General features: G+C 54.5%; 20 protein-coding genes and 1 tRNA gene. 8 read left to right on the top strand and 13 right to left on the bottom strand.

The features are described from left to right. Positions 1-15 precede the first annotated feature (15 nt). Both NQT62_RS04415 and NQT62_RS04420 read right to left on the bottom strand, forming a co-directional pair. Positions 16-582, bottom strand: coding sequence for a hypothetical protein (locus NQT62_RS04415; RefSeq protein ID WP_256763387.1), 567 nt, complete (start codon positions 580-582; stop codon positions 16-18). A gap of 150 nt (positions 583-732) precedes the next feature. Next, entirely contained in the window at positions 733-3,915 is a 3,183-nt protein-coding gene (locus NQT62_RS04420) for a DUF748 domain-containing protein (protein ID WP_256763388.1), read from the bottom strand. A 96-nt stretch (positions 3,916-4,011) separates the two neighbouring features. On the opposite strand from NQT62_RS04420, the gene NQT62_RS04425 reads away from it, so the two are divergent. Continuing rightward, positions 4,012-4,087: transfer RNA gene (locus NQT62_RS04425), tRNA-Arg, on the top strand. 508 nt (positions 4,088-4,595) lie between these two features. After that, on the top strand, positions 4,596-5,438 hold the full coding sequence (locus tag NQT62_RS04430) for a hypothetical protein (protein ID WP_256763389.1): 843 nt from the start codon (positions 4,596-4,598) through the stop codon (positions 5,436-5,438). A gap of 180 nt (positions 5,439-5,618) precedes the next feature. On the opposite strand, the gene NQT62_RS04435 is transcribed toward NQT62_RS04430, so the two are convergent. From NQT62_RS04435 to NQT62_RS04445, 3 genes are all read right to left on the bottom strand, one after another. Next, a complete protein-coding gene (locus NQT62_RS04435; RefSeq protein ID WP_256763390.1) occupies positions 5,619-6,263 on the bottom strand; it encodes a hypothetical protein in 645 nt (214 codons plus the stop codon). A 162-nt stretch (positions 6,264-6,425) separates the two neighbouring features. After that, the gene (locus NQT62_RS04440; RefSeq protein WP_256763391.1) at positions 6,426-7,127 is read right to left on the bottom strand and encodes an SOS response-associated peptidase; all 702 of its coding nucleotides are present in this window, start codon (positions 7,125-7,127) and stop codon (positions 6,426-6,428) included. Between the two features lie 5 nt (positions 7,128-7,132). Further along, positions 7,133-7,342, bottom strand: coding sequence for a helix-turn-helix domain-containing protein (locus NQT62_RS04445; protein ID WP_256763392.1), 210 nt, complete (start codon positions 7,340-7,342; stop codon positions 7,133-7,135). Positions 7,343-7,469: 127 nt separating this feature from the next. Here NQT62_RS04445 and NQT62_RS04450 point away from each other — a divergent pair, with 127 nt between their 5' ends. The 6 genes from NQT62_RS04450 to NQT62_RS15490 all read left to right on the top strand — a co-directional run bounded on the left by NQT62_RS04450 (position 7,470) and on the right by NQT62_RS15490 (position 13,145). Next, entirely contained in the window at positions 7,470-7,682 is a 213-nt protein-coding gene (locus NQT62_RS04450; RefSeq protein ID WP_256763393.1) for a hypothetical protein, read from the top strand. Positions 7,683-7,691: 9 nt separating this feature from the next. Beyond that, positions 7,692-9,263 (top strand): Arm DNA-binding domain-containing protein, encoded by a 1,572-nt coding sequence (locus tag NQT62_RS04455; RefSeq protein ID WP_256763395.1) that lies wholly within the window; start codon positions 7,692-7,694, stop codon positions 9,261-9,263. Between the two features lie 2 nt (positions 9,264-9,265). Then, the gene (locus tag NQT62_RS04460) at positions 9,266-10,492 is read left to right on the top strand and encodes a hypothetical protein (protein WP_256763397.1); all 1,227 of its coding nucleotides are present in this window, start codon (positions 9,266-9,268) and stop codon (positions 10,490-10,492) included. Positions 10,493-10,494: 2 nt separating this feature from the next. After that, positions 10,495-11,958, top strand: coding sequence for an AAA family ATPase (locus NQT62_RS04465; protein ID WP_256763398.1), 1,464 nt, complete (start codon positions 10,495-10,497; stop codon positions 11,956-11,958). A 315-nt stretch (positions 11,959-12,273) separates the two neighbouring features. Further along, positions 12,274-12,843, top strand: coding sequence for a lytic transglycosylase domain-containing protein (locus tag NQT62_RS04470; RefSeq protein ID WP_256763399.1), 570 nt, complete (start codon positions 12,274-12,276; stop codon positions 12,841-12,843). 38 nt (positions 12,844-12,881) lie between these two features. After that, a complete protein-coding gene (locus NQT62_RS15490) occupies positions 12,882-13,145 on the top strand; it encodes a TrbM/KikA/MpfK family conjugal transfer protein (protein WP_370569139.1) in 264 nt (87 codons plus the stop codon). 173 nt (positions 13,146-13,318) lie between these two features. Here the strand turns inward: NQT62_RS15490 and NQT62_RS04475 are convergent, their stop codons facing one another. The 8 genes from NQT62_RS04475 to NQT62_RS04510 form a co-directional block, all read right to left on the bottom strand. Continuing rightward, positions 13,319-13,975: an aquaporin gene (locus NQT62_RS04475; protein ID WP_256763400.1), complete on the bottom strand. Its 657-nt coding sequence runs from the start codon at positions 13,973-13,975 to the stop codon at positions 13,319-13,321. A 5-nt stretch (positions 13,976-13,980) separates the two neighbouring features. Continuing rightward, complete coding sequence (locus tag NQT62_RS04480; RefSeq protein ID WP_256763401.1) at positions 13,981-14,475, bottom strand: arsenate reductase ArsC; 495 nt, start codon at positions 14,473-14,475, stop codon at positions 13,981-13,983. Continuing rightward, positions 14,472-14,972 carry an arsenate reductase ArsC gene (locus tag NQT62_RS04485; protein WP_256763402.1) on the bottom strand — a complete coding sequence of 167 codons (501 nt, stop codon included), beginning with the start codon at positions 14,970-14,972 and terminating at the stop codon, positions 14,472-14,474. The genes NQT62_RS04480 and NQT62_RS04485 overlap by 4 nt, the downstream gene beginning before the upstream one ends. Positions 14,973-14,990: 18 nt before the next feature. Further along, the gene (locus NQT62_RS04490) at positions 14,991-15,470 is read right to left on the bottom strand and encodes an ArsI/CadI family heavy metal resistance metalloenzyme (RefSeq protein ID WP_256763403.1); all 480 of its coding nucleotides are present in this window, start codon (positions 15,468-15,470) and stop codon (positions 14,991-14,993) included. A gap of 16 nt (positions 15,471-15,486) precedes the next feature. Further along, positions 15,487-15,810, bottom strand: a complete 324-nt coding sequence (locus NQT62_RS04495; RefSeq protein WP_256763405.1) for an ArsR/SmtB family transcription factor — start codon at positions 15,808-15,810, stop codon at positions 15,487-15,489. A 369-nt stretch (positions 15,811-16,179) separates the two neighbouring features. After that, on the bottom strand, positions 16,180-19,374 hold the full coding sequence (locus tag NQT62_RS04500) for a CusA/CzcA family heavy metal efflux RND transporter (RefSeq protein WP_256763406.1): 3,195 nt from the start codon (positions 19,372-19,374) through the stop codon (positions 16,180-16,182). A 16-nt stretch (positions 19,375-19,390) separates the two neighbouring features. Continuing rightward, positions 19,391-20,989 carry an efflux RND transporter periplasmic adaptor subunit gene (locus NQT62_RS04505; RefSeq protein WP_256763407.1) on the bottom strand — a complete coding sequence of 533 codons (1,599 nt, stop codon included), beginning with the start codon at positions 20,987-20,989 and terminating at the stop codon, positions 19,391-19,393. A 2-nt stretch (positions 20,990-20,991) separates the two neighbouring features. Then, positions 20,992-22,350 carry a TolC family protein gene (locus NQT62_RS04510; protein ID WP_370569140.1) on the bottom strand — a complete coding sequence of 453 codons (1,359 nt, stop codon included), beginning with the start codon at positions 22,348-22,350 and terminating at the stop codon, positions 20,992-20,994. Between the last annotated feature and the right edge of the window lie 20 nt (positions 22,351-22,370).

Raw genomic sequence — 22,370 nt, forward strand, 5'->3', positions numbered from 1 at the left:
CAGCCGGCCAGCCTGTTACCAGAACATGGGTGACAGGCGGTGCTCCAACAAAAAGACCGCTTGGGTGGTTTGCAGGTAATTGGCGAGCAGTTCGGCATAGTGGCGCTTGGCGGCCTGGCTTTCCATGCGGCTTTCAATCAGGTTCATGCCGTAGTATTTCAGTGCCATGTTGACGCGCATGCATTCGGGTGTCCAACTGGGCAGGTGCTGCAAAATCTGGCCCACTGCATCTTGAAATGCGGTTGAAAAATTCAGGAAGTCTGACTCGGTCATGCCATCCAGCATTTGCAGGGCGTTGTGCACCACTTGGTGACGGCATTCCGCATTCAGGCGCAAATTGCGGGCCTGGAAGGTGCGCAAAAAATCCAGTAGCAAGGTGTCGGTCAATTGATGGGCGGGAATGCCGTACAGCAGGTTGACGCGAGACAAATCAATGTGCAGTTGGATGGCAAACTGGCCAGACACGTTGCGGGCACTTAAGGCCCAGCAGGCACCCAACGTTTCAAAAAACACTTCGCGCTCGTAGCTTTGAACCTTGGCCACGGGGCGGTACAGGGTTTGGTGGGGTGCGCGAATGCTCATTGGGAAACCAGCCTTGTGCAAGATCGGATGGCCTATTCTTGCAAAAGCCGGCGTGCCCAACCATCACGTAAGTGTGGGTCCACCGCTTGCGGGACGCTCCAAAAGAGGGGGCGGGCTAACCCGCCCCTGCAGCGCTGGTGGCGTGGTGCTTCAGCCTTTTTTGGCCGTTCCAATGTCCAGGTTCAGTGGCACGGTTTTCGGGTCTTCCGGTTCCACCTGTTTGGGGGTGCCGGCTTTCACCCGCTCGGCGGTAAGCCCTGCTGCTGTCAGGCCTTCCAGGGCTTTGTCCTGGCGGGTTTTGGCCAACGCAGCCAATTGCGCATCGGTCACCACCTCGCTGTCTTGCAGCTTTTGGGCAATCACGGCATAAAAGTCTTTGCCCTTTAGCGCGGCCACTTCTTGCGGGCTTAGCTTGCGCGTGTCTTTGAACAGATTGGTGACTGCACTCAGTGCCTGGCCTGCCACACCTTGTTCCAGTTTGCCCGGGTTGGCCTCGCGGTAACCGGCTTTCAGCGAGGCCAGTTCGCCACCGCCCAGCCGTTTGGTAAACAGGGCTTCCAGTGCCTTTTGCACGGTGGGTGATTGCAATGCGATGGGGCCTGGATCTTCATCGGCTTGCAGTTTGTCACCGGCTTGCAAGGCCACTGCGCGGCGCAGTTGCTGGGCTTGCAGGGCAGTTTTGTCGCTGTTGGCCCAAGTGCCATTCACGGTCAAGGTGAGGTTGGGCCGCTTTTGCAGGGCGGTGCCCAGCTTTTTCAGGCTTTCGCGTTGTGGGGGCGACAGGCTGGCCACACCGGGGTCAAAGGCCACATTGCCCAAGGCTTCCTCACCGCCACCAAACAGCGAGCCCAGGGCCCGGAAAGGCGCAGTCACAATTTTGGTGAGCACATTGGTGAAGGCTTTCCAGACCACTGCGCCGTAGCTGAATTGTGGGTCGTTCAGGCTGCCCTTTACCGGGATGCCCAGGTCGATGCGGCCGTCGCTGTCTTCCAGAATGGCAATCGCCAGGTCCAGCGGCAGGTCAACCGCCTGCGGGCTTTGCACCCGTTCGCCCAGTTTCAGTTTGTCGATCAGCACCTGGTTGGTGCTGTTCAATTGTTGCTTGTCGATGCTGTATTCCAGGTTCAATGAGAGCTTGCCCGACTCAATTTTGCGGTTGGCAAAGGTGGCCGAATAGGGCGTGAGCGTGGTCATTTCCACGTTCTGGAAGTTCACCTTCAGGTCGAGGTAATTGGTGGGGTCAAACAGGTCCAGTTGCCCGTTGGCCTGGGCCAGGCCGTAGTCGTCCACATCGCCTTTCAGGGCCACTTCACCGCGGGTGCCTGGCAGGTTGCTCAAGCCCGTCAGGCTGCCATTCAAGCCGTGAATGCGTGTGCCAAAGGGAATGAACAGCGACTCATCGGCAAAGTCCAACTCACTGTCGACAATGTTGAAGCGGTCAATGCTCACACCATAGGCGGGTGGGCCAGCAGGTTTGTCGGTTGTCGGTTTTTCGTTCTTCGGTTTTGCAGGCTCATTGGGTGAGCCTGGCTGAGTCACCAAAATCCGGTTGATGTTGGTGGACTTGTCTTTGGCAATCAACACCGCCGTGTCCAGCCCTTTCAGGTTTAAGCGGCCAATGCGCGCTGCTTTGGTACTGGCCGTGAAGGCTGGGGTGGACAGGCTTTTCCAGGCCAGAAACGACTTCTTGGTGCCCGCCTCATTCAGGCGCAAATCGTTGATGGCCAGGTTACCGGCGTATTCGGTGGTTTTGCTGTTGAAGGTGAACTTGCCTGCGGTGGACAGTGTGCCACTGGCCATGTCCAGCTTGGCCTGCTGTGCAATAAAGGGTTGTGCCACCTTCAGGGCCACATTGTTCACCGCCAGTTGCAGGCTTGCGCTGGGGGCGGTGGCCACCACGGTACCCTTGGCCTCCATTTGGCCGCCAGAATCCAGATTCAGGCTGGCTTGCAAGGGCAGGGGTTTGTCGAGGTTTTGGCTCAAGCCCTGGGTGGCCACGGCAATGTTGGATGCCCCCACGGCAAAACCCGCCGGCAGGCTGTCGTCGGTGAACTTCACGGCCGATTGGTCCAGCTTCACGCCAGCCACGGCCCAGGTCCAGGGCTTGGCGGGGGTGGTGTTTTTGGTTGGGTTTTCGGCTGGTTTATCAGGCGTTTTGGGCACCCAGGCATTCACCCAGTCCATCAGGTTGAGCTGGCCCGCCTTGTCGCGGTTCAAGGCCAGGTTCAAGCCGCTCAAGGCCACGTCGCCCACCTCGGCATGCTGCTCGCCCAGCTTCACATCCACTTCGCCCACGGTGATGCTGTCCAAGGCCAGGGCTGGTTTGCCATTGGCGTAGCTGCCTTGCAGGCCACCCAACTCAACACGGCCCACCTTGGCGGTGTTGTCGGGCAGGTGGAATTCAACGCCTTTCACGGCCAGCTTGGCCAGGGCAAGATTTTCCGAGGCTTTGCCCGCCTTGGCCGCCACGGCCAGGTTTTCGGTCGTTAGCTCGGTGTTGGTGATGTGCACCACCGGCTTGCCATCGGCCAGTTGCACGTCAAACTGGGCGCTGGTGCTCACCGTGCCGGTGGGTGGGGCTGTGGGCAGCAGGGGCTTTAGCAGCGCGTCCAGCTTGGCCAGGTTGATGTTCTTCACCGCCAGGGTGCCTGTGAAGGCGGGCACCGCGAGTTTCATTTGCGACTTCAACTGCACCTGCGCGTCAAACGAGGTGTTGGCGTCCAGCTCAAAGTCGCCCGACTGGCTGTTGGCCAGGGTTGAAAGGTTGTGCAGCTCCAAGGCCAGCGGTTCCAGCCGGGTTTTAAAGCCGTTGGGCGTGCGGCGGTCTTCCACCGTGATGGCGGCCTTGTCGATGTTCAGGTGGCCCAGCTTGAACTTGGGCGGTGGCTGGTCGGGCTCGGGCTCTTTCGATTTGAAGGCGTTGATGAGGTCGGTCCAGTTCAGCTCGCCGTTGGGCAGCAGGGCCGCATTCAGGTGCAGGCCTTGCAGGTCCACGGTGTCCAGCGCAATGGTGCCGGTCAGCAGGTCGGTGCCCGACACATCCACAAACAGGCTGTCGAACGACACCAGTTCCTCACCATCGGGCTTGGACAGCTTGAGCGCAGGCACGCGAACGGACAGTTTGAGCGGGTTGATTTCAGGCTTGCCCATCACCAGGGCGTGGCCCGACTTGTTCTGGATGAACTTGGGCGCTTGCCACTGAATAAGGCTGGGCAGTGCCAGCCAGGCAAAGGCCAGCAGCAGAACAAATACGCCGAGGGCAATCAGCAGGGCTTTGACCCATTTGGGCCGGGTGGGGGGAAGTACCTTGGTTTCGGTGGCTGGGCTGGACATGATAGGACGGTCGATTTGTTGGGGTAATTTATGGCAAGACCCGTTACCCGCAAGTATCCCCGATCCCACGGCTGGTGTACACTACGGGCTGCTTGCGCGGCCGTAGCTCAGTGGATAGAGTACTGGCCTCCGAAGCCAGGGGTCGTGGGTTCGATCCCCGCCGGCCGCGCCAACTATTAAATGCTTGAAAGCCCCGCTGGTCGGGGCTTTTTTGTTTTTACTGCTTCCATCTCTCTTAATTTCTGAACCTTCCGCTTGTGCCCTTGTGCCCATCTTGTGCCCATCTTTTTGGGCACAGTGGGCACCAGAGTATTGGCCCGCATATGGAAATTCTTGTGCCCATAGCAAGCGAGGTATTGGCTTAAACTCGATTTTCAGTTGAATCGCGGTAGAGAGTTTGATGCCCCTAGCTTAATCTGAAATAGGGTCAATCGGCGCTACCGCAAGCAACTCGAGTCGTCGGCTTTTCGGCCGGAGCGGACTTTGGGGCTGACAGATGGAAACGTCTGGGTTGTTTGCAACAGCAGACTTCGAAACTTTGGGAGTAGTCGATCATGGCGCTGACCTTTGGCATCGAGTTCCATGTTCATCATTTGGAGACAGCTAGCCAAGTCAATAAAAAAGGCAGTTAATATGAAACTCTAGAACTTGGTGCCTGCCTACCGAATTGCATAAACAACATGTACATTGACCAACTATTTCCGGAAGTCGTTGGAGACAAGGCGCCGCTAAAACTGTTGCTGCTGGACGCAGCCGCTTCATTTGGAATGGCAGCGCAGGAGGCCCAAACACTAATCCAGTTACTGCCTAGCCCGTTGATCGACTCACCCGGCTTCCTGGACACTTCCACGGGCCTTTGGCGATACGAGTTTGGCGAGCCGTTCATTCTCGACGACCAACTGACTTTTGGTACCCACATGTTTCTGCCGGTCAATGAACTCCTTTTGGCAACAGGAGCGTTAGCGCGATGGGTGCCGGTAAAGAAACGCGCTGCCTACCTAGCGGCCTTGAATCATCCTAGCAAGCACCCCACCGCGTTGTCAGAGATGATGCCTGTGTGCCGCCTGCCGTTCACTTTGACTGTCGACTACGAAGTGTCCGGATATGGGCCAGGCAACAAAACGGTCGATTGGGCCCTACAAGCGGGAGGCCGACTTATCCTGCTAGACGTAAAGAGTCGCACGACAGATTTCATCCAGCAAGCGCGTAACGCTGCCCAAAACGGTGAGCTACCGGCACCCCAGCATAATCACAATTTGATGTTCAAAGGTCTTGAGGACAAGTTCAAAGCAGCCGATCCAGCTGTTCAACTACAAGGCGCATGGATCACAACGCACATTACGCAGAATATTGTCGAAATCAAAAAAGCTTTCGCGGCCCTAGATTCGGATAAGGTTCACTTCGCCATATTTGGGGATTGGCAATCAGATGTCAGCCTTTTGGTTCGAAGGGAGTTGGATCGGCAGGTCCTCTTGGGCCTTTTCAACGTTACTCAGTCGCAACGGTTTTTCTTCCAGCCATGATAGAGGGTTATGCCTTCGAGCATATGCGCCAATTTGTGCCCACCTGAATATATCCCACGAGAGCACAGGGCTGCCAGTAGTGGCTCCGACCCAGGCGGCGATGTAGTCGTTGTTATATTTGCGTTTCCTGACCCTTGCTCTAAACCGCCAGTGTGTTCGCACTTCTGCTCAAACGCATTGTTAGTTGTCAATACGGTCAAGATCTAGAGCCAAGAACATGGCACAAACGTTATTCGGTTGATACACCAGCGCACCAAAACCCGATAGAACATGAGCTAGCCCGGCGTTTACAAATGTTTGAAGTGAAGTTGGATCGAATTTAAGCTGTTCCTTCTCGGAAGCATCGTTAAATTTTCTAACGTTTTGAACCTCAAATAAGGGAATTGTCTCGATAGCATGGTTCAGGCGGTGAAGCATGTCTCCGTCGATCCGCGATGCTGAGTAGGCTTTGAAAACAAAAGCTGCCATTCTGGGCTTGAGGTGCGATTCGAGTCGATCCAGAAGCTCGATGATGTGCTCGCCGACCTTTCTTCCATATGATGAATCGGATTCTAACCTATACACCATCTCTGTTCGCTCCTCAGAACTCACAGTCTGAAAGTCGCTCAGGAATTTCAGCAGCTTCTTGACTAGGAGTCGGTCACTAAAACTTACCCCCATATTACCGAGCGCTAAAAGGGTGCCAACAACTGGAATGTCCTTTAGCAACCCGTCTGAAAGCACTGAATCCAGACCGATCTCGGCATACTCCTTAGCAATTTCTATGGCAGATTCTGTTTTTAAGCTTTCAACAACTGCTGAGCTGAGTTTGTTTGACTTGCTCATGGTGTAACTCCTCAAATCAGTTTGATTTATCAAAAAATATCGAAGAGAACAGAAATGCGCAGCTGATCCGTGAACTGCAGGTCACTGACCCCTTGCCGCCCAAAATCAGAGAGCCAGCTAACGACCGCTCCGCCCGAAAAGCAGCACCTCGATTATTTAAGCCTACTCAGCAGCTTGCGGCTTAATCAATTCCTCCTGATCCAGTCGGCTTTTCCCAACTGCACTCACTCCAAACCCTACTGCGTGAAAACCCACGTCATTGCTGCTCATAATCAATCGCCTCAATACTTTTACGTCTTGATTTCTTGGGTCTAACCAGTCCGCCCACTCGGCCTGTGGAATCATCACCGGCATGCGGTCGTGGACCTCTTTCAATTTCTGGCACGGGTCGGTGGTAACTATCGCGGTGCTCATCACAAGTTCCCCGGTCACTTTATCTAGCCAGTGATCGCAAACCCCAGCCATGGCAAAGTAGGGCGTATGCGCGGGGTGAATGTAAAAAGGTTGTCTGCGGCGGTCACTGCCTTCGGGGGGTGTTTGCCATTCGTAGTAACCGCTGGCCGGGATCAGGCATCTAAACTTTTTGAAAGCGGTGCGAAACGACGGCTTTTCATGCACAGATTCGCCGCGTGCATTGTTTAGTTTTGCGCTGCCTGTTTTGTCTTTGGCCCAATGCGGTATGAGGCCCCACACGTGATTCAGAATCACGCGCTCGCCTTTGCGATTGATTCGCACCACGGGCACTTGGGTGGTAGGCGCGATGTTGTAGTTGTTTTTGAATAGGTTTTCATCTTCGGTGTAGCGCGCATCGAAATATTCTGTCAAACGAGAAATTGGCCCTTCGAGAACATATCGGCCGCACATAGCCTCTAGCCCTGTTCATCTACTAGTTCAAACAGGTCACCGACCTTGCAATTGAACAGCTTGCACAGAGCCTCAATCGCGGCCAAATCAATCCGGGTCGCAGTCTCGTTGTAGAGCAAGGTAATCATATTTCTGTGCAGTCCAGTGGCTCTAGCCACGTCAATGACCTTCAGTTTTTGCTCGCCCATGAGCCTTGATAGGTGGCATTTAATCATTCTAGACGTCCAAATGTCATTCAGGATGACAAAAATGCTTGACAAATGAAATTTTGGATGGCATTATGTCATCCAGGATGAATAAAAATCATCTGAAGTGAAAAAAGTTTAACCTAATGGAGGCTGTATGTCACAAACTTTTTTAACCACAGAAGAGCTATCAGTGCGGATCAAATATGACGTCCGAACTATTCGCGATCGTCTCAAAGATTCAGTTTTGTTGGAGGGGCGCCATTATTTTCGTCCTTTTGGCGGTCGGAAAATTTTGTACATCTGGGAAGTAATTGAAGCCGATATGCAAAAAGCGGCGTCCACCAAATTGATGGCCTCGGGCTACTAGGGAGTCACTATGGGAAGCGTACGAGCAAGAAAAGACAATGGTCAGCTATTCCTTGATTTTAGGTATTTGGGAGAGCGCTGCAGAGAGCGATCTGTCTTGGCAGATACCAAACAGAATCGACTCAAGCTGGAGCTGTTGATGAATCTAATTGAGTCAGAAATCAAGGCTGGGCAATTTTGTTATCGAAACTATTTTCCAAACAGTAGCCTTTTGGAAAAAATCGAGGCCCTTGAAAACCATCAACGCATGCCGATACCTGGCACGGTTTCAATCCCGATGGCTCAGCAACCGGTGATGCAACCAGTAGGGCCCCCCAGCTCAATTGGACATCCCACCTTTGGTGAGTTTGCAGAGAAGTTCATCGCAGAAAACGAGTCAATCTGGAAGCGATCGAACCTTCGAACCAAACAAGAAACCTTGGAGAAGTGGTTAAGGCCGCACTTCGGTACCAAGGTGATCAGCAGTATCACCAAACAAGACATTCTGGAATTTCGCTCAGTTCTCGCCAAAGCCCCGGGCAAAAAACCAGGAACAACAATGTCAGCTTCTCGGATTAATCATGTGATGACATCTGTAAGCCAGATCTTGAGTGAAGCCGCTGATCGATTCAACTTTAACACTCCCTTCCAAAACATCAAAAGGCTGCGCATCAAAAAAACCGATGTGCATCCCTTTACGCTGGAGGAGGTGGAGCTGATCCTGAAGTACTGTCGGCCGGACTTCCGCAACTACTTTGCCACCAAGTTTTTCACAGGCATGCGTCCGGGTGAAATTCACGGCCTGAAATGGAAGTACGTCGACCTTGAGAAGCGGATCATCACGATTCGTGAAACGGTGGTTGAGGGTTATGAAGAGACCCCCAAAACTGCGGGCTCCAATCGCGACATCCGAATCTCGCCCCAGGTGTATGAGGCCCTCAACGCCCAATGGGAAATGACGGGAAACCGATCTGTCTACGTGTTTGCCAATGCCAATGGTGGGCCGCTCACAAACCGCAATATGAGCAATCGGGTGTGGTATCCCCTGTTGCGCTCATTGGGGCTAAAACCGCGCACTCCGTATCAAACTCGGCACACCTTCGCCACGTTGATGTTGGCTGCTGGTGAGTCGCCAGAATGGATTGCATTTCAGATGGGGCATTCCTCCACAGAAATGCTGTTCAAAGTGTACTCGCGTTATGTGCCCAACCTGACGCGGCGTGATGGCTCGGCGTTTGAACGCATGCTGGCTGCAAATTTTGGGTCTCCTGGCGCACCTCCAGCTGATCACTCATCCCAAGTCGAGTTGCCGCCCGGCGCTGTTTCCAATCGTCAGCGCAAGGCGCAAAAGAGCGAGCCGCCAATCGCACAACAAAAGGCAAGTCGATCCAAGGCGCAAGGCTCCGGAATGGATTCATCCAATGGGTCATCCCCGTATGAGGCAGCGCAAACATCGGACTCAGCTGTCGCCTTGCGTACTCAGCCAATGGAGGTGCAGTCTGAATCCGAAGGAGAGGTGAATCCGATCCACCACGGCGCCAACATCGATCTCAAAAACCCCTGGCTTGCCATGTTCCAAAACTATAACAACAAGGACGAATAATCATGAATTCTCAAAACCTCAACACATCGAAGAACAACACACTGGGTACTGCCTGTTTGCACGTGAACCGCTACTGTCATGTCGATACCCAGATAAAGTCCGCCTACCGTGCGCATAACCCTGAGCATCACTTTCAGCCAGTAAACGCACACCTGCTTGGAGGCGGCTCCGTGCTGAGCAAAGCCTCAGCGCCGCATCTGTATGAACTCAAGGGACTGCAAGATGTATTGCCTGAAACGGGTGTGACGGTGGGTGCGTTCGGCAGTATTTTCTGGATCAGTACTCGGATCATCCATTCTCCGGATAAGGCCGCAGCCTACAAGCGCCAGCATGCGCTTATCCGTGTGCCACTGTATTGCGCAGTCACGGGTGCGTTTATCGCCAGTATCTTCATCCAACGGTTCTGGAAGGTGACCGAGAAAATCTGGCAAAGCGGTGAAATAGTTCACATTGCTGGCGAGGACGAGGCACAAGCGCTAAAGCAATTTCCAGCCATCACTTCACAAGAGGCCCCACCGCAGTGCTCGGTGCCCAATGATCTCAATCCCTATGACTATGCGGGTCTGCTCATGCCCAAGAGCACTGCGATTGCTGGCCAAGTGGCACTCGTTCACCAAGGTCTGAACCTGCACGAGATTTGTATGTTTTTAAGCGCGGTGTTCAATCACCTCAACCCAGAGGACAAGGCGCTGTACATGGCGGTGTTAGGCCAAGGAACCAGGTGGGACAAGTTTCTGACTTACCCCGCTTCCTTAAAAAACCACCACAGCTACGAGCGTGGCCTGTTGGTGCATACCGCAGAGACCGTAGCCCATGTGCTACTGGCTGTGCAGCGCTGTAATGAGGTGGTGGATGTAAGCCTAACCCTGTTGGCAGCGCTAATGCACGACCTTGGAAAGGTGCACGACTACATTTGCCTTGCGCACGGGACTTACATTGGCAATCAAAACTGTCAGCTCATTGGTCACGAGCAGACGATGCTCAAGTGGATCGCCACGGCTTGCGCCACCCAAGTCACCTACCCCGAGGCACGGCAAATTGAGCTAGAGCACGCCATTTGTGCCGTCAAACGCCAGCATGATCAGTCGGGTGTGCGCAAGCGCAAAACCGTTGAGAGCTTTGTCATGCATGAGGCCGATTGTAAAAGTGCCAGAACCGACTGCTTGAAGCAACCCAGCATTCTGGTTGAGGCTGGTTTTGTATCAGCCACCACCGGCAAGGGGGTATAACCATGAGTACAGGAAATTCGGCATCTCGCGAGCGTTTTCACAGTACGCGTGAATATCGCTGCGACACAGAAATCCCTGAGGGTTATCGTGAACACGAGCGCACTGGCCTTTTGATCCCAGTTCAAGATGAGTCCGCCTTAAAAGAGTTTGTTAAGGGGTGGAGAACCAAGGTTATGGCCGAGATGGTGCGGTCGGAGGACTATAACCAGGTCATGGCGCGGTACATCACAGGCAATTATTTTCCGAAGCATTTTGCTGAGCTCAATGAATCGGAGCGGGCCGCTGTGTTCAATGTTTTGAGTAACCATGTGAAACATTCAAGGCACTCTTCCGCCGCCAATGAGCATGGTTTCCGAGACGCGGAGGCGAGCCCAACCGTTGAAGTACTTGGTAACCCCAGGGACTTTTTTGTTGGCGTGCAAGGACGAGGCGATCTTGAGTTTTTGATTGATTCCTGCATGAGTGATGATCCCCGGTTTCAGCGCAAAGATCCCAATCAATATCGTGTTTTCACAGCGCAAGCCGCGCGCCGCCTAGTCGATAGCTACGATGCGGAAAGAGAGCGCAAAGACATGATTGAAGGCTTGGTGCGACACATCGCGGAAAACAATGGTTATCGACAAACCATCACCGCTACTGCGGCTAGACTGCGGCGCCTTGAAGCCTTGGTGGATACGTATCCCAACTTTCAGGCTGTGACCCAGCGGTTGATCGATCAGATGAGCGCCTGGCGATTTAAGCATCACCACCGGCGGTGCCTTCAACCGATCTTGCTCAATGGTCCCAAGGGCTGCGGTAAAACCGCATATGCCCAGGCCCTGGCCAAAGCATTGGATACAGAGTACGACTTCGTCAACTTGGCAGCCACTAGCATGGCGGGAGTTTTAACCGGTACTAGTGAGAAGTGGGGCAACGGCCAACCGGGGCTTTTGTTCAAGACGCTGAGCAGCGGCAAATCCGCCAGCCCATTGTTGTTGCTGGACGAAATCGACAAGATGAGCGATTTCGACGGCCGCTTTCCGGTGGGTGGTGCATTACTGGCATTGCTGGAGCCTGAAACCGCCAGGCATGTGCGAGATGAATACAGTCACCTTCCATTTGATGCCTCGCAAGTTTTCTACGTGGCCACCTGCAATGATGCAAGCTTGATCTCGCCGCCACTGCTGTCGCGATTTACAACCTTCAACGTGGGCTACCCGAGCCAAGAGCAACGCCGGGCCATCATCGCCAACTTTCTCAAGGCGAATTACCGACATGTTGAGATGTCGGAAGATGCATTGGCTTTATTGAGCAAAGAGACATGCGACCTGCGCCACATGAAACAGCTCATCGACCGAATGGTGAGCTGCCATGTTCAGGCAAAGCTCAAGCTGACGGGAATGGGTGTGACACAGAGCTTGAGAGGTAAACAAATCATCAATGCGCATACTGCTTGGCTGGTGTTGAACTTGTTGCCCCAATCATAGCCACGCGACCGATCGCCAAGTCACAGAAATGTCAGCTTCCCTGGAGATGTAAGTGGAGGCTGATTTTCTAGCTGCCAGCCAACCTTTCAATTACCCATAATTGTTGTCGTCAGCTGTGCGGGAATGATGAGGTCAGTCAAGCGTGACAATCCACGTCAAATAACAGCGTAGCTGGTTGGTGGGCCTTTGCGTGCAAAATATAAGACTAATTTCCTGAAAGCAAGTGGCTCAAGAAAATCGAGGCCTACGAGGACCATCGACGTATGCCGATAACCATGAGTTCTCAAAACATCCCCGAATCGACAGCCCCAATCCATGGAGGAAGCGGTTGCCACGGCTCGGCGCTTGGAAAAGGAGGGCTTCAACTTCTCCTTGGGCCTGAGCCAAGTCAACCGACACAACCTAGCGAAGTATGGTGAAAGCTATGCATCCATTTTTGAGCCCTGCCGGAACCTTCGAACAGGCGCAGCGATTCTGGTCGACTGCTATGCTAAAGCCACCACCAAAGACATGGGCGAACAAGTCGCCCTGAGAGCAGCGTTGAGTTGTTATTACTCGGGAAATTTCATCCGAGGCTTCAAACCCGATTCACCAGGCCAGCCCAGCTATGTCCAAAAGGTAGTGGATACAGCACTGAACAACAACCGACCCGTGGTCCTCAAGATCCAGCCCATCAGCTCTAGCTCCGATGAGATCGAAGTCCGGAAAACCACTCAGCCTGGATCGACTCAGCGCAACGATTCAGACTCAAAACCGTGGGTGATTTTCAAGCAGAGCCCACCCTCAACACCGCAAACTCAGAGCCCAAAAGACACTACTGTCAGAGTGAAACCAGTTGTTACTAAGACCCACAGCCGTTCGAATTTCGTTCAAATTCTGGAGTAACCACAATGAAGCGATTTAAGTTTCTGCTGGTTGCCAGCATGGCGTTCAACACGGGTTGGTCAGAGGAAAACACTCCTCAAGTGCTAGAGGGAGACGTTCGACTAGCCTGTGAAGCCAAGCTCTGTCTGACATCCCCAAATTCGCCCAGTGAGTGCGAACAGTCGTTGAACCGCTATTTTTCGATTCGGTTCAAAAAAGCCGGAGACACCATCAATGCAAGAAATCGATTTCTGAATTTACGTCCAACCAGCCAGCCGAATAGCGGGACACAATTCTCATCCGTTCCGTCGAGTCAACAATAATTGGCGGCATTGGTTGATGCCGGACGGTCTCTACTTTTTGACGTGTTTCGGATCGAATATTTCTAATTCAAAGCGATCACTATGGGCAGTTCCTCAGATAGTGGCGACCATGAAAAATCTTCGAACCCATCAAGTGCACTTGTCGGACTGTTCAGAGATCCTTCCTTTGGCTTCTATCGCTTTGCTAGACCCATCAGGCTGAACAAGGCAAGGGCTAAAACTGCACCCAGACATTCCGCCAGAACAAATGGCATTGAGCTTTCAGGGGCTATCCCGGCGAAGGTGTCGGAAAACATGCGACCGAATACGGCTGCTGGGTTCGCAAAGGATGTGGACGAGGTGAACCAATAGGCCGCGCCAATGTACGCGGCCACTAGCGATGAAATCCGTTGCGAATTGCTCAGCAGAATCACCGTAAGCAAGCCAAACGTGGCAGTTATTTCACCCACCCAGATTCCCAGGCCCTCTCGGATTTTCGTCGATGTCTGAATCGGCTCCAATCCGAACATCACGTTGGCAAGCCATGCCCCCAGAGCAGCACCAGCGAGCTGGGCCAGCAGGTACAGCAGAAACTCGGTTTTTGGCAGACGTTTGAGCAGTACCATGGTTGCGGTGACCACCGGGTTGAAGTGTGCTCCGCCAATCGGCCCGAAAAGCTCAATGAGCACGTACAGCCCAAACACCGTGGCCATGGTGTTGGCCAGCAAAGCGATGGCGTCATTGCCCTGCGATAGATTAACGCCCATGATGCCTGAACCAATCACGATGCACAGCAGCAGCGCTGTGCCTACCAATTCGCTCAGCAGGCGAAGACGAAGGTTAGTGTTCATAAGGGTTATGACTTGGAGATGTCATTCAGGGCAACTTGCAGTTCACTGCTGCTCAGTTGTTCCAACGGCAGTGCCAGAAGTTGCAGGAGCTTATAGCCGATGGCCTGACGGGTGATTTCAAATGCCGTAGTCTTACCGGCCTCACCACCTTCTGCATTTGATGGGTCTGGAAAGCCCCAGTGTGCTTTGACTGGAGCGCCCGGCCAGTAGGGGCAGGTTTCTGCTGCTGCGCTGTCGCACACCGTGATGACGATGTCCATCTTGGGGGCTTCTTCTGCTGCAAACTCATCCCAGCTTTTGCTGCGGACGTAGCTGGTATCAAGTCCTGCTGAATCCAACACCTTCAACGCGAACGGATTGACCTGGCCCCTGGGCGAGCTGCCAGCGCTGTAGGCTTTAACGTCTTTACCCAGCTTGACTGCCAAGTGATTAAGCATTGTTTCACCCAGCACACTACGGGCTGAGTTGTGGGTGCAGAGAATGAGTACGCGGGTTGTCATGGTGCAGTTTGTCCGATGTTTTTAACAGCCTGGTCCAAAGCCAGTCGTTCGAGTTTTGAAATGGGTAAACAAAGAAAGAGGTCAATGCGGTGACGAAGTAGTCCAGCCACCTTGGCGAACTGCGACATGATTTCCTCGTCAGTTCCCGTTGCCTTGGCCGGGTCAGGAGCACCCCAATGAGCAAGTATCGGTTGACCAGGCCATACTGGGCAAACTTCACCAGCCGCTTGGTCGCAGACCGTGATTACAAAATCCAGCACTGGCGCATCGGGCTTGGCGAACTCATCCCAGCTTTTGCTGCGTGCAGCGCTTGCGTCAATGCCAAACTTCTCAAGCGTCTTGAGCGCATAGGGGTTCACCGCGCCTGCGGGGTGGCTTCCAGCAGAATAGGCCTTGAAAGGTCCACGCGCCATGTGGTTCAAAAGGGCCTCTGCCAGGATAGACCGGGCCGAGTTACCTGTGCAGATGAACAGAATGTTGAAAATACGGTCTGACATGGTGCGTTCCTCTAGGGTTTAGCAGCAACTGCCTTTGATGGGGATGGTCTTCTTGGGCAACTCCACCTTGACGGGTTCCGCCAGTTTTGGGGCGCAGCATGCGCTGGCGCTTGTGGCTTGCTTTTCGGAGAAGACGGGAATATTGCCCAGGGTATGGAATTGTTCCCACGCAATGCCCTGGGGGTCAGTGAGCCAATACTTGTCGCTGGCTGCATAGCAGCAGGTGGTCTCGCCTTCGTTGACGAGCGCCATGTCGGCAGCTTTGGCGCGGTCTTTCATTTCGTCCAATTCAGATTCTGCATCCACTTGGAAGCCCAGATGGTCCAGCCCCACTTTGCCAGCGCGGGTTGAGATTGCGAAGTTGACCCGTGGATCTTCCAGCATCCACTTGGCATAGTCTGTCTCTGTTCGCGTTGGTTCGATGCCGAACAGCTTTGAGTAAAAGGCGATGCTCTTGCTCAGGTCTTCTACGCTGATGTGTACGTGAAATCGCTTCATGGGGTTCTCCTTGGATTCAGCAGTCGCATTGATTGGCGACTTCGGTTGCACAGGGTTGGCCTGCGCAGCAGTTCTCTGTGAGGAAAGAAAGCAGGTGATTCATCTGCTCGAAATTCGCGCTGTAAAACAGGTTACGGCTTTCCCGTCGCTGCCCGATGAGACCAGCATTGGTCAATTCTTTGAGATGGAACGACAACGTTGCCGCTGCCAAGCCCAACTGCTCTGCGATAAGCCCAGGGGTCATCCCTTCAGGCCCCGCAACAACGAGGGCTCGAAAAATCTGAAGCCTGGTCTCTTGGGCCAATGCAGACAGGCACTTGACGATATCCAGTGTGTTCATGACTTTAACTATTCCATAATTATGAAATCATAGTATATTGGAATCGTGACTGTTTGACCACAGCCTCTGTTCCACTGCCATGGGGAAAAATGACCCCTGAGCATCGGAAAAGGGCATCTCCAAGGGGAATACGGGTTACATTCTGATGAATTGGAATTTGGTAGGAAGCCGGAAAGGCGAAATCTTCACCAATAGGACGTCTGCGGCCTATTGGTGATCATCTGCTACATAATAACGGGACAATAGTGACGTTTGTCCACAGCGAATACGACGCCTGATGCCAATTACACCAAAGCGAAGGTGGTCGAAATCAGTTTCATGAGTTTTCCTTTCAAAGGTACAGGTTGAGAATCAGATCAAAAGACTCGTTTATGAATTCTGCGAAGTGGCCACAGCCTGTGGATGTAACGGTTCGGCAGTGACGTCCTCCATTTCCTCGTCTGGACGATGAGCCAGCCGATACAGAATCGGAAGCACGAGCAGCGTCAGCAATGTGGAAGACAGGATGCCGCCAATCACCACAGTGGCCAAAGGACGCTGTACCTCGGCGCCGGTTCCCGTGGCGATGGCCATTGGAATGAAGCCCAATGACGCCACCAAGGCTGTCATCAATACAGGACGCAAACGAGTCAACGCACCCTCGCGGATGGCTGCGTCCAGGGTTGTTCCATCCTCTCGCAGACTGCGGATGTAGGAGATCATCACGAGGCCATTGAGCACAGCAACACCTGACAGGGCGATAAAACCCACTGCGGCAGAAATCGACATCGGGATGTCACGCAGCCACAGCGCCAGAATGCCACCGGTCAACGCAAATGGAATGCCGGTAAATACCAGCATTCCATCCTTGACGTTGCCGAACATTGCAAACAGCAATACGAAGACCAGGAGTAACGACACAGGGACGACTATTTGCAAACGCTGTGTCGCCGACTGCAGGTTCTCAAAAGTACCGCCCCAGCTCGTCCAGTAGCCCGCTGGGATCTTGACCTGTGCTAAAGCAGCTTCCGCATCGGCCACAAAGGAACCGACATCACGGCCACGCACGTTTGCACTCACCACAATGCGACGCTTGCCGTTTTCGCGGCTAACCTGATTGGGCCCCGGCGCCAGCTCGAAGCTAGCCACTTCGGCCAGTTGAATGAAATTGGTTCGTCCTTCGACAACGCCCGCACCGCGCGGCAAAGGAATCGGCAAGCGTTTCATGCTTTCAAGGTCGTTGCGCAATGATTCTGGCAAGCGCACCAAGATGTCGAATCGACGGTCGCCTTCAAACAGCGTACCGGCCTCACGTCCCCCGATGGCCGTGGCCACAGCATCCTGGATGTCAGCCACGTTTAATCCGTAGCGTGAAGACTTCTGACGATCAATGTTGACCGTGAGCATCGGCAATCCTGTGGTTTGCTCCACCTTCACTTCTGACGCGCCAGGGATTTTCTGCAACCTGGACGAGACTTCTTCGGCTGTCTTGTTCAAGACATCCATGTCGTCACCGAAGATCTTCACCGCCACATCGCTGCGCACCCCTGAGATGAGTTCATTAAATCGAAGTTGGATCGGCTGGGAAAACTCGTAGTTGTTACCCGGTATCTTGCCCACTACCTCTTGCACGGCGGCCAGCAACTCGTCGCGTGACTTGCGCGGCTCAGGCCATTCTGACATCGGCTTGAGCATGATGTAGCCGTCCGAAATATTTGGCGGCATGGGATCGGAGGCTATTTCCGCCGTTCCAGTGCGCGCAAAGACACGGTCGATCTCGGGAAACCTGGCTTTCAGCGTTGCTTCCAGTTGTTTTTGCATCTCCACCGACTGCGACAAACTGGTACCAGGAATGCGCAGGGCTTGAATGGCGAAGTCTCCTTCGTTCAAGCTGGGCACGAACTCGCTGCCCATACGCGTTGCGATCAAACCGCACAACACCACTGCCACGGCTGCGGTAGCCAACACTACAGCCTTGGCTGCCATTACGCGATCTAGCAAGGGACCGTACCAACGCTTGGCTTTCACCATCAAGAAGTTTTCTTTCTCACTGACACGGTTGCCAATGAATAGCGCGACCGCAGCCGGAATGAAGGTTACCGACAAAATCATGGCTCCCACGAGCGCCGCCACCACCGTGAACGCCATCGGATGAAACATCTTCCCTTCGACGCCGGTCAGAGCAAAGATGGGCAAGTACACCACCATGATGATCAACTGACCAAACAATAGCGGGCGTCGTGACTCCTTGGATGCAAGGAACACCTCGTGAAAGCGTTCTGAGCGCGTCAATGGCCTGCCGTAGTGAGCTTGCGCATGGGCAAGACGGCGAACACAGTTCTCGACGATCACCACCGCGCCATCAATGATGATGCCGAAGTCCAGCGCCCCTAGACTCATCAAATTGGCGCTGACCTTGTAATTCACCATCCCTGTGAAGGTGAATAGCATCGATAAGGGAATCACGGTGGCTGTGATGACGGCGGCGCGGATGTTACCGAGGAATATGAACAGGATCACGATCACTAGAATCGCGCCCTCTATCAAGTTCTTTTTCACCGTGCTGATGGCTTTGTCCACTAAAACAGTACGGTCATAGACGGTCACCGCGTGTACGCCCTCGGGCAGGCTGCGGTTGATCTCAATCATCTTCTTGTCGACAGCTTGCGAAACCGTTCGACTATTTTGGCCAATCAGCATGAAGACGGTACCCAGCACCACTTCACGGCCATTGTCCGTAGCAGTACCGGTGCGAAGCTCACGTCCGATGCCGACCTCGGCCACATCACGCACACGAATCGGCACACCACCCGCGCTGCTGAGGATGACATTGCCGATGTCCTCAACTGTCTTGACCTGCCCGGGGGCTCGAATCAGGTACTGCTCACCGCGCTTTTCGATGTAACCCGCTCCCACGTTGCCGTTGTTGCGATCCAGAGCCGTCACGATGTCCTGCAGGGTGACACCCAGGGATGCCAGTCGCTCGGGTATCGGCGAGATTTGGTATTCCTTAGCAAAACCACCTATCGAGTTGATTTCCGTCACGCCGGGCACATTGCGCAACTGCGGCTTGATGATCCAATCCTGAATCTCACGCAGATCGGTGGCCGTGTAGGGCTGGCCATCAGGTTTTTTCGCACCATCCTTGGCCTCGACTGTCCAGAGGTAAATCTCACCCAATCCTGTCGATATGGGCCCCATCGCAGGAGTAATACCAGAAGGCAGTTTGTCGCGGGCCTCCTGAATGCGTTCGTTGACCAACTGGCGCGCGAAGTAGATGTCGGTGCCATCCTTAAAAATTACAGTCACTTGCGACAGCCCGTAGCGCGACAAGGAACGGGTCTGCTCCAGATTGGGAAGACCCGCCATCACGGTTTCAATCGGGTAAGTCACCCGCTGCTCGGTTTCCAGAGGGGAATATCCCGGCGCTTGGGTGTTAATCTGCACTTGGACATTGGTGATGTCCGGGACGGCATCGATAGGTAGCTTTTGGTAGTTGAATACGCCAATGGCAGCCATACCAAAGACCGCCAGCAACACCAACCATCGGTGCTCAATGGCTGCGCGAATGAGTTTTTCAAACATGTGTGTCGCTCCGATATCAATGGGTGTGTTCGGCAGAGGCTTTGCCAAGCTCTGACTTCACTACAAAGCTTCCCGCCGACGCATACGGCGCCCCGGCTCTGAGCCCTTGCACCACCTCGACGCGCTTGCCATCGCTGCGGCCCAACTGCACGGGCTGGGCAATGAAACCCCCATTTACCTTCAGGAACACGACCGGCTTGTCGCCCACGGTCTGAATGGCATCGCTGGCCACTGTCACAGGTACGTCGGCCTCTGAGGATGTCACTTCCACGTTGACGAACAGTCCAGGACGCCAAGCACCTTTGGGATTGGACAAGACCACGCGGGCCTTGGCCATGCGGGTCTGTTCGCCAATCAGCGACCCAACAAAGGTGATGACTCCGGTCGCGCTGGCATCGAATGCAGTGGCCTTGATGGCAACCTTCTCGCCGACCCTGACGAGCGGCAAGTCTTTGGCAGGTACGTTGATTTCAGCCCAAACCTGCCCCAGATCGGACACGGTAAACACGGCAGCGTCCTCCTTGACGGCTTCACCGAGGCTAAGATGTTTTTCAATCACCAAGCCATCGAAGGGCGCACGCAATTCAAAGCGGTTAAGACCCCCAGGAGAACCCGTGGCTAGGCCCAAAGCGGAGAGCTTCTGTTGAGCGTTGGCCACAGCAACTTCCGCCTCATGCAGCGCTTGCCCTGCTTGCAGATAGTCTTGCTCTGCTGAAATTTTCTGCTCCCAGAGTCGCTTTTCACGCTCGAACGTGGTCTTGGCCAAGGCCAGACGCTTTTGTGCGGTTTGCAGTTCACTGCGTTGCTCAGACGCAGCCGGGCTCGCAATGACAGCGAGAACCTGTCCTCGTCTGACTGCTTGCCCCAAGCTGGCCTGCACGCTCTCGACCACCCCCGCAATGCGTGGCACAACGTGTGACGTCCGGTCTTCGTTCAAGCGAATTTCCCCTGGCAATTGCAGGGCGGACTTGATTCGTGCCGCACCAGCCGTATCGATACCGATGGATGCCGCTTTGATTTGCGCATCACTGAGTTCGACCTTGCCCTCTTCTTGGTTGAGCACGAACATGAAGGGTTCGTTGGCTGTCTGGGCAACGATGCTTATCTCAAACGCGTGCGGCTCCGGCACGACCTCGCGGCTCAACAGGCTGTCCTTGTCAGGTGCGAAATTTAGAGTCTGCTTCTCTCCGGTCAAGCGCGTGATGGTGGCGCTGACCTTGGCTGCACCGCTGGGTAGAGGCTTGTCCTTATCGAACAGCCAGATGCGCAAACGGGGTTCGCCGCCGTCCTCGGCCAGCAACGCTTCCAGCCCGAAATCCCCCTCCTTGAACAACTTGCCTCCATGCGGCCCCTTGCTCGGAGCCTCGTGGTGCTCGCCGTCCGCATGATCCTTGTCGTGATCGTGTTTTTCTCCACTGGCCTTGCCGTGATGCTCACCATCACTATGTGCCTTGGCTTCAACGTGGCTGCCGTGACCGTGGCCGTCATCTTCGGCTGTTTTGGTTGCAGTGACGCCGAGAATGGCGCTGCCCAGTACAACGCCCGCCGCAACGATGACGGCGATGGCGATCAGATGCTTCTTGCTGACATTCAGTTTGTTGGTGTCGATTTTCATGGTTATTCCTTATTCGCTGGCTGGGTAGCATTTGCGCCAGGTTCGCCGAGCACGCGGTCAATGTCCGCAGCCGTGCGATGCGCCTCAACCAATGCTTTGAGGTATTGGGACTTGGCGGCAAAGTAGGTGCGCTGTGCGTCCAGCACTTCCAAGAAGTTGAACTTGCCGTTTTCAAATCCGACGGTGGCCGCGTCGTAGGCACTTTTGGCCCCAGGTAAAACATCCCGTTGCACGACGTCGACTTCCCCACGAATGGATTCCAGCCGCTCGCGGGCTTGCAATACGTCCGTGCTGACTCGCATGTTCAAAGCTTGGAGTTCGTCCCGCGCCTTGTCTTCGCGCTTCAACGCTTCCAACAAGTTCCCCTGATTGCGATCAAACAGCGGCAAGGGGACGGAAACACCGAACAGCAGTTGATCGCGCTGCAGTTCGTTGGGGCGTTTCACCCCCAGGCTGAATGTGACGTCGGGTATCCGTTTGCTGCGCTCTACATCGACCAACGACCTGCGGCGCTCAACCTCCAGCTGCATACGGCGCAGCGTTGGCGAAGCGGACAGGCGCTGCTGGACGTTGTCGAACGAAGGGACAGCCGGAAGCTCCTCCACGTCGCCCGACACGAGAGTAAATCGAGGTGGGTTGGCCCCTAGCAAACTGGCCAAGCGTGCCCGAGCATTGCGTTGCTCGCTCTGGGCCTGTGCCAATTCGACTCGCACACCTGCTTCGGCCACACGTGCCTTGGTTTCTTCGACCGGCGAAACCTTGCCCGCTGCCACGCGTTTGGCAACAGCATCGGTAGCGCGTTTTGCCAGATCGACACTGGCTTGAGCCAATGCTGCGCGTTCCTGTGCCGCCAAAGTCTCGAAGAAGGCAGCAACCACGGCGGCACGAATTTCGACGCGGCGCAAGTTCAGTTCTTCGACCGCAATGTCGCGTCCTCGTTCTGCCGCCGTGATACGGGCCGCGCGCTTGCCACCCATTTCGACGGGCAGATTGATCTGCACACTTTGTGTGCGGGTCGCTGCCCTCTGGTCTTCCAGCGAGTACGCCAGTTCGGGATTGGGGCGAGCTTGCCCCTGGATCACCTGACCTTGCGTTGCCTCGATTTCCCGCCTTGCGACAGCCAAGTCTAGATTGCCATCCAAGGCCAGCGCGACTGCCTTTTGCAGCGTCAGGATCGTTGCCGCTTCGCTCGGCAAGCCGCTTCCGACGACTGGGTCATTGTCTTGTGCTGCTGGCAGCGCCTGAGCAAAAGCTGCCCTTGCAGTGAACGCAACGATCAGGCTAGTCGCAGCCGCAACTTTTGAGGCGCGAAGGACGGAGACTGACTTCCGTCGTTTGTGATTGTGATAACTCTTCAAAATCCGATTCTCCAGTGATATTC

The organism is Limnobacter humi, from assembly GCF_024518835.1.
GTDB classification, from domain to species: Bacteria; Pseudomonadota; Gammaproteobacteria; order Burkholderiales; family Burkholderiaceae_B; genus Limnobacter; species Limnobacter humi.

Coding starts and splice junctions, on each gene's coding strand:
- NQT62_RS04415 (WP_256763387.1), bottom strand. CDS start 582: ATGAGCATTCGCGCACCCCACCAAACCCTGTACCGCCCCGTGGCCAAG.
- NQT62_RS04420 (WP_256763388.1), bottom strand. CDS start 3,915: ATGTCCAGCCCAGCCACCGAAACCAAGGTACTTCCCCCCACCCGGCCC.
- NQT62_RS04430 (WP_256763389.1), top strand. CDS start 4,596: ATGTACATTGACCAACTATTTCCGGAAGTCGTTGGAGACAAGGCGCCG.
- NQT62_RS04435 (WP_256763390.1), bottom strand. CDS start 6,263: ATGAGCAAGTCAAACAAACTCAGCTCAGCAGTTGTTGAAAGCTTAAAA.
- NQT62_RS04440 (WP_256763391.1), bottom strand. CDS start 7,127: ATGTGCGGCCGATATGTTCTCGAAGGGCCAATTTCTCGTTTGACAGAA.
- NQT62_RS04445 (WP_256763392.1), bottom strand. CDS start 7,342: ATGATTAAATGCCACCTATCAAGGCTCATGGGCGAGCAAAAACTGAAG.
- NQT62_RS04450 (WP_256763393.1), top strand. CDS start 7,470: ATGTCACAAACTTTTTTAACCACAGAAGAGCTATCAGTGCGGATCAAA.
- NQT62_RS04455 (WP_256763395.1), top strand. CDS start 7,692: ATGGGAAGCGTACGAGCAAGAAAAGACAATGGTCAGCTATTCCTTGAT.
- NQT62_RS04460 (WP_256763397.1), top strand. CDS start 9,266: ATGAATTCTCAAAACCTCAACACATCGAAGAACAACACACTGGGTACT.
- NQT62_RS04465 (WP_256763398.1), top strand. CDS start 10,495: ATGAGTACAGGAAATTCGGCATCTCGCGAGCGTTTTCACAGTACGCGT.
- NQT62_RS04470 (WP_256763399.1), top strand. CDS start 12,274: ATGGAGGAAGCGGTTGCCACGGCTCGGCGCTTGGAAAAGGAGGGCTTC.
- NQT62_RS15490 (WP_370569139.1), top strand. CDS start 12,882: ATGGCGTTCAACACGGGTTGGTCAGAGGAAAACACTCCTCAAGTGCTA.
- NQT62_RS04475 (WP_256763400.1), bottom strand. CDS start 13,975: ATGAACACTAACCTTCGTCTTCGCCTGCTGAGCGAATTGGTAGGCACA.
- NQT62_RS04480 (WP_256763401.1), bottom strand. CDS start 14,475: ATGACAACCCGCGTACTCATTCTCTGCACCCACAACTCAGCCCGTAGT.
- NQT62_RS04485 (WP_256763402.1), bottom strand. CDS start 14,972: ATGTCAGACCGTATTTTCAACATTCTGTTCATCTGCACAGGTAACTCG.
- NQT62_RS04490 (WP_256763403.1), bottom strand. CDS start 15,470: ATGAAGCGATTTCACGTACACATCAGCGTAGAAGACCTGAGCAAGAGC.
- NQT62_RS04495 (WP_256763405.1), bottom strand. CDS start 15,810: ATGAACACACTGGATATCGTCAAGTGCCTGTCTGCATTGGCCCAAGAG.
- NQT62_RS04500 (WP_256763406.1), bottom strand. CDS start 19,374: ATGTTTGAAAAACTCATTCGCGCAGCCATTGAGCACCGATGGTTGGTG.
- NQT62_RS04505 (WP_256763407.1), bottom strand. CDS start 20,989: ATGAAAATCGACACCAACAAACTGAATGTCAGCAAGAAGCATCTGATC.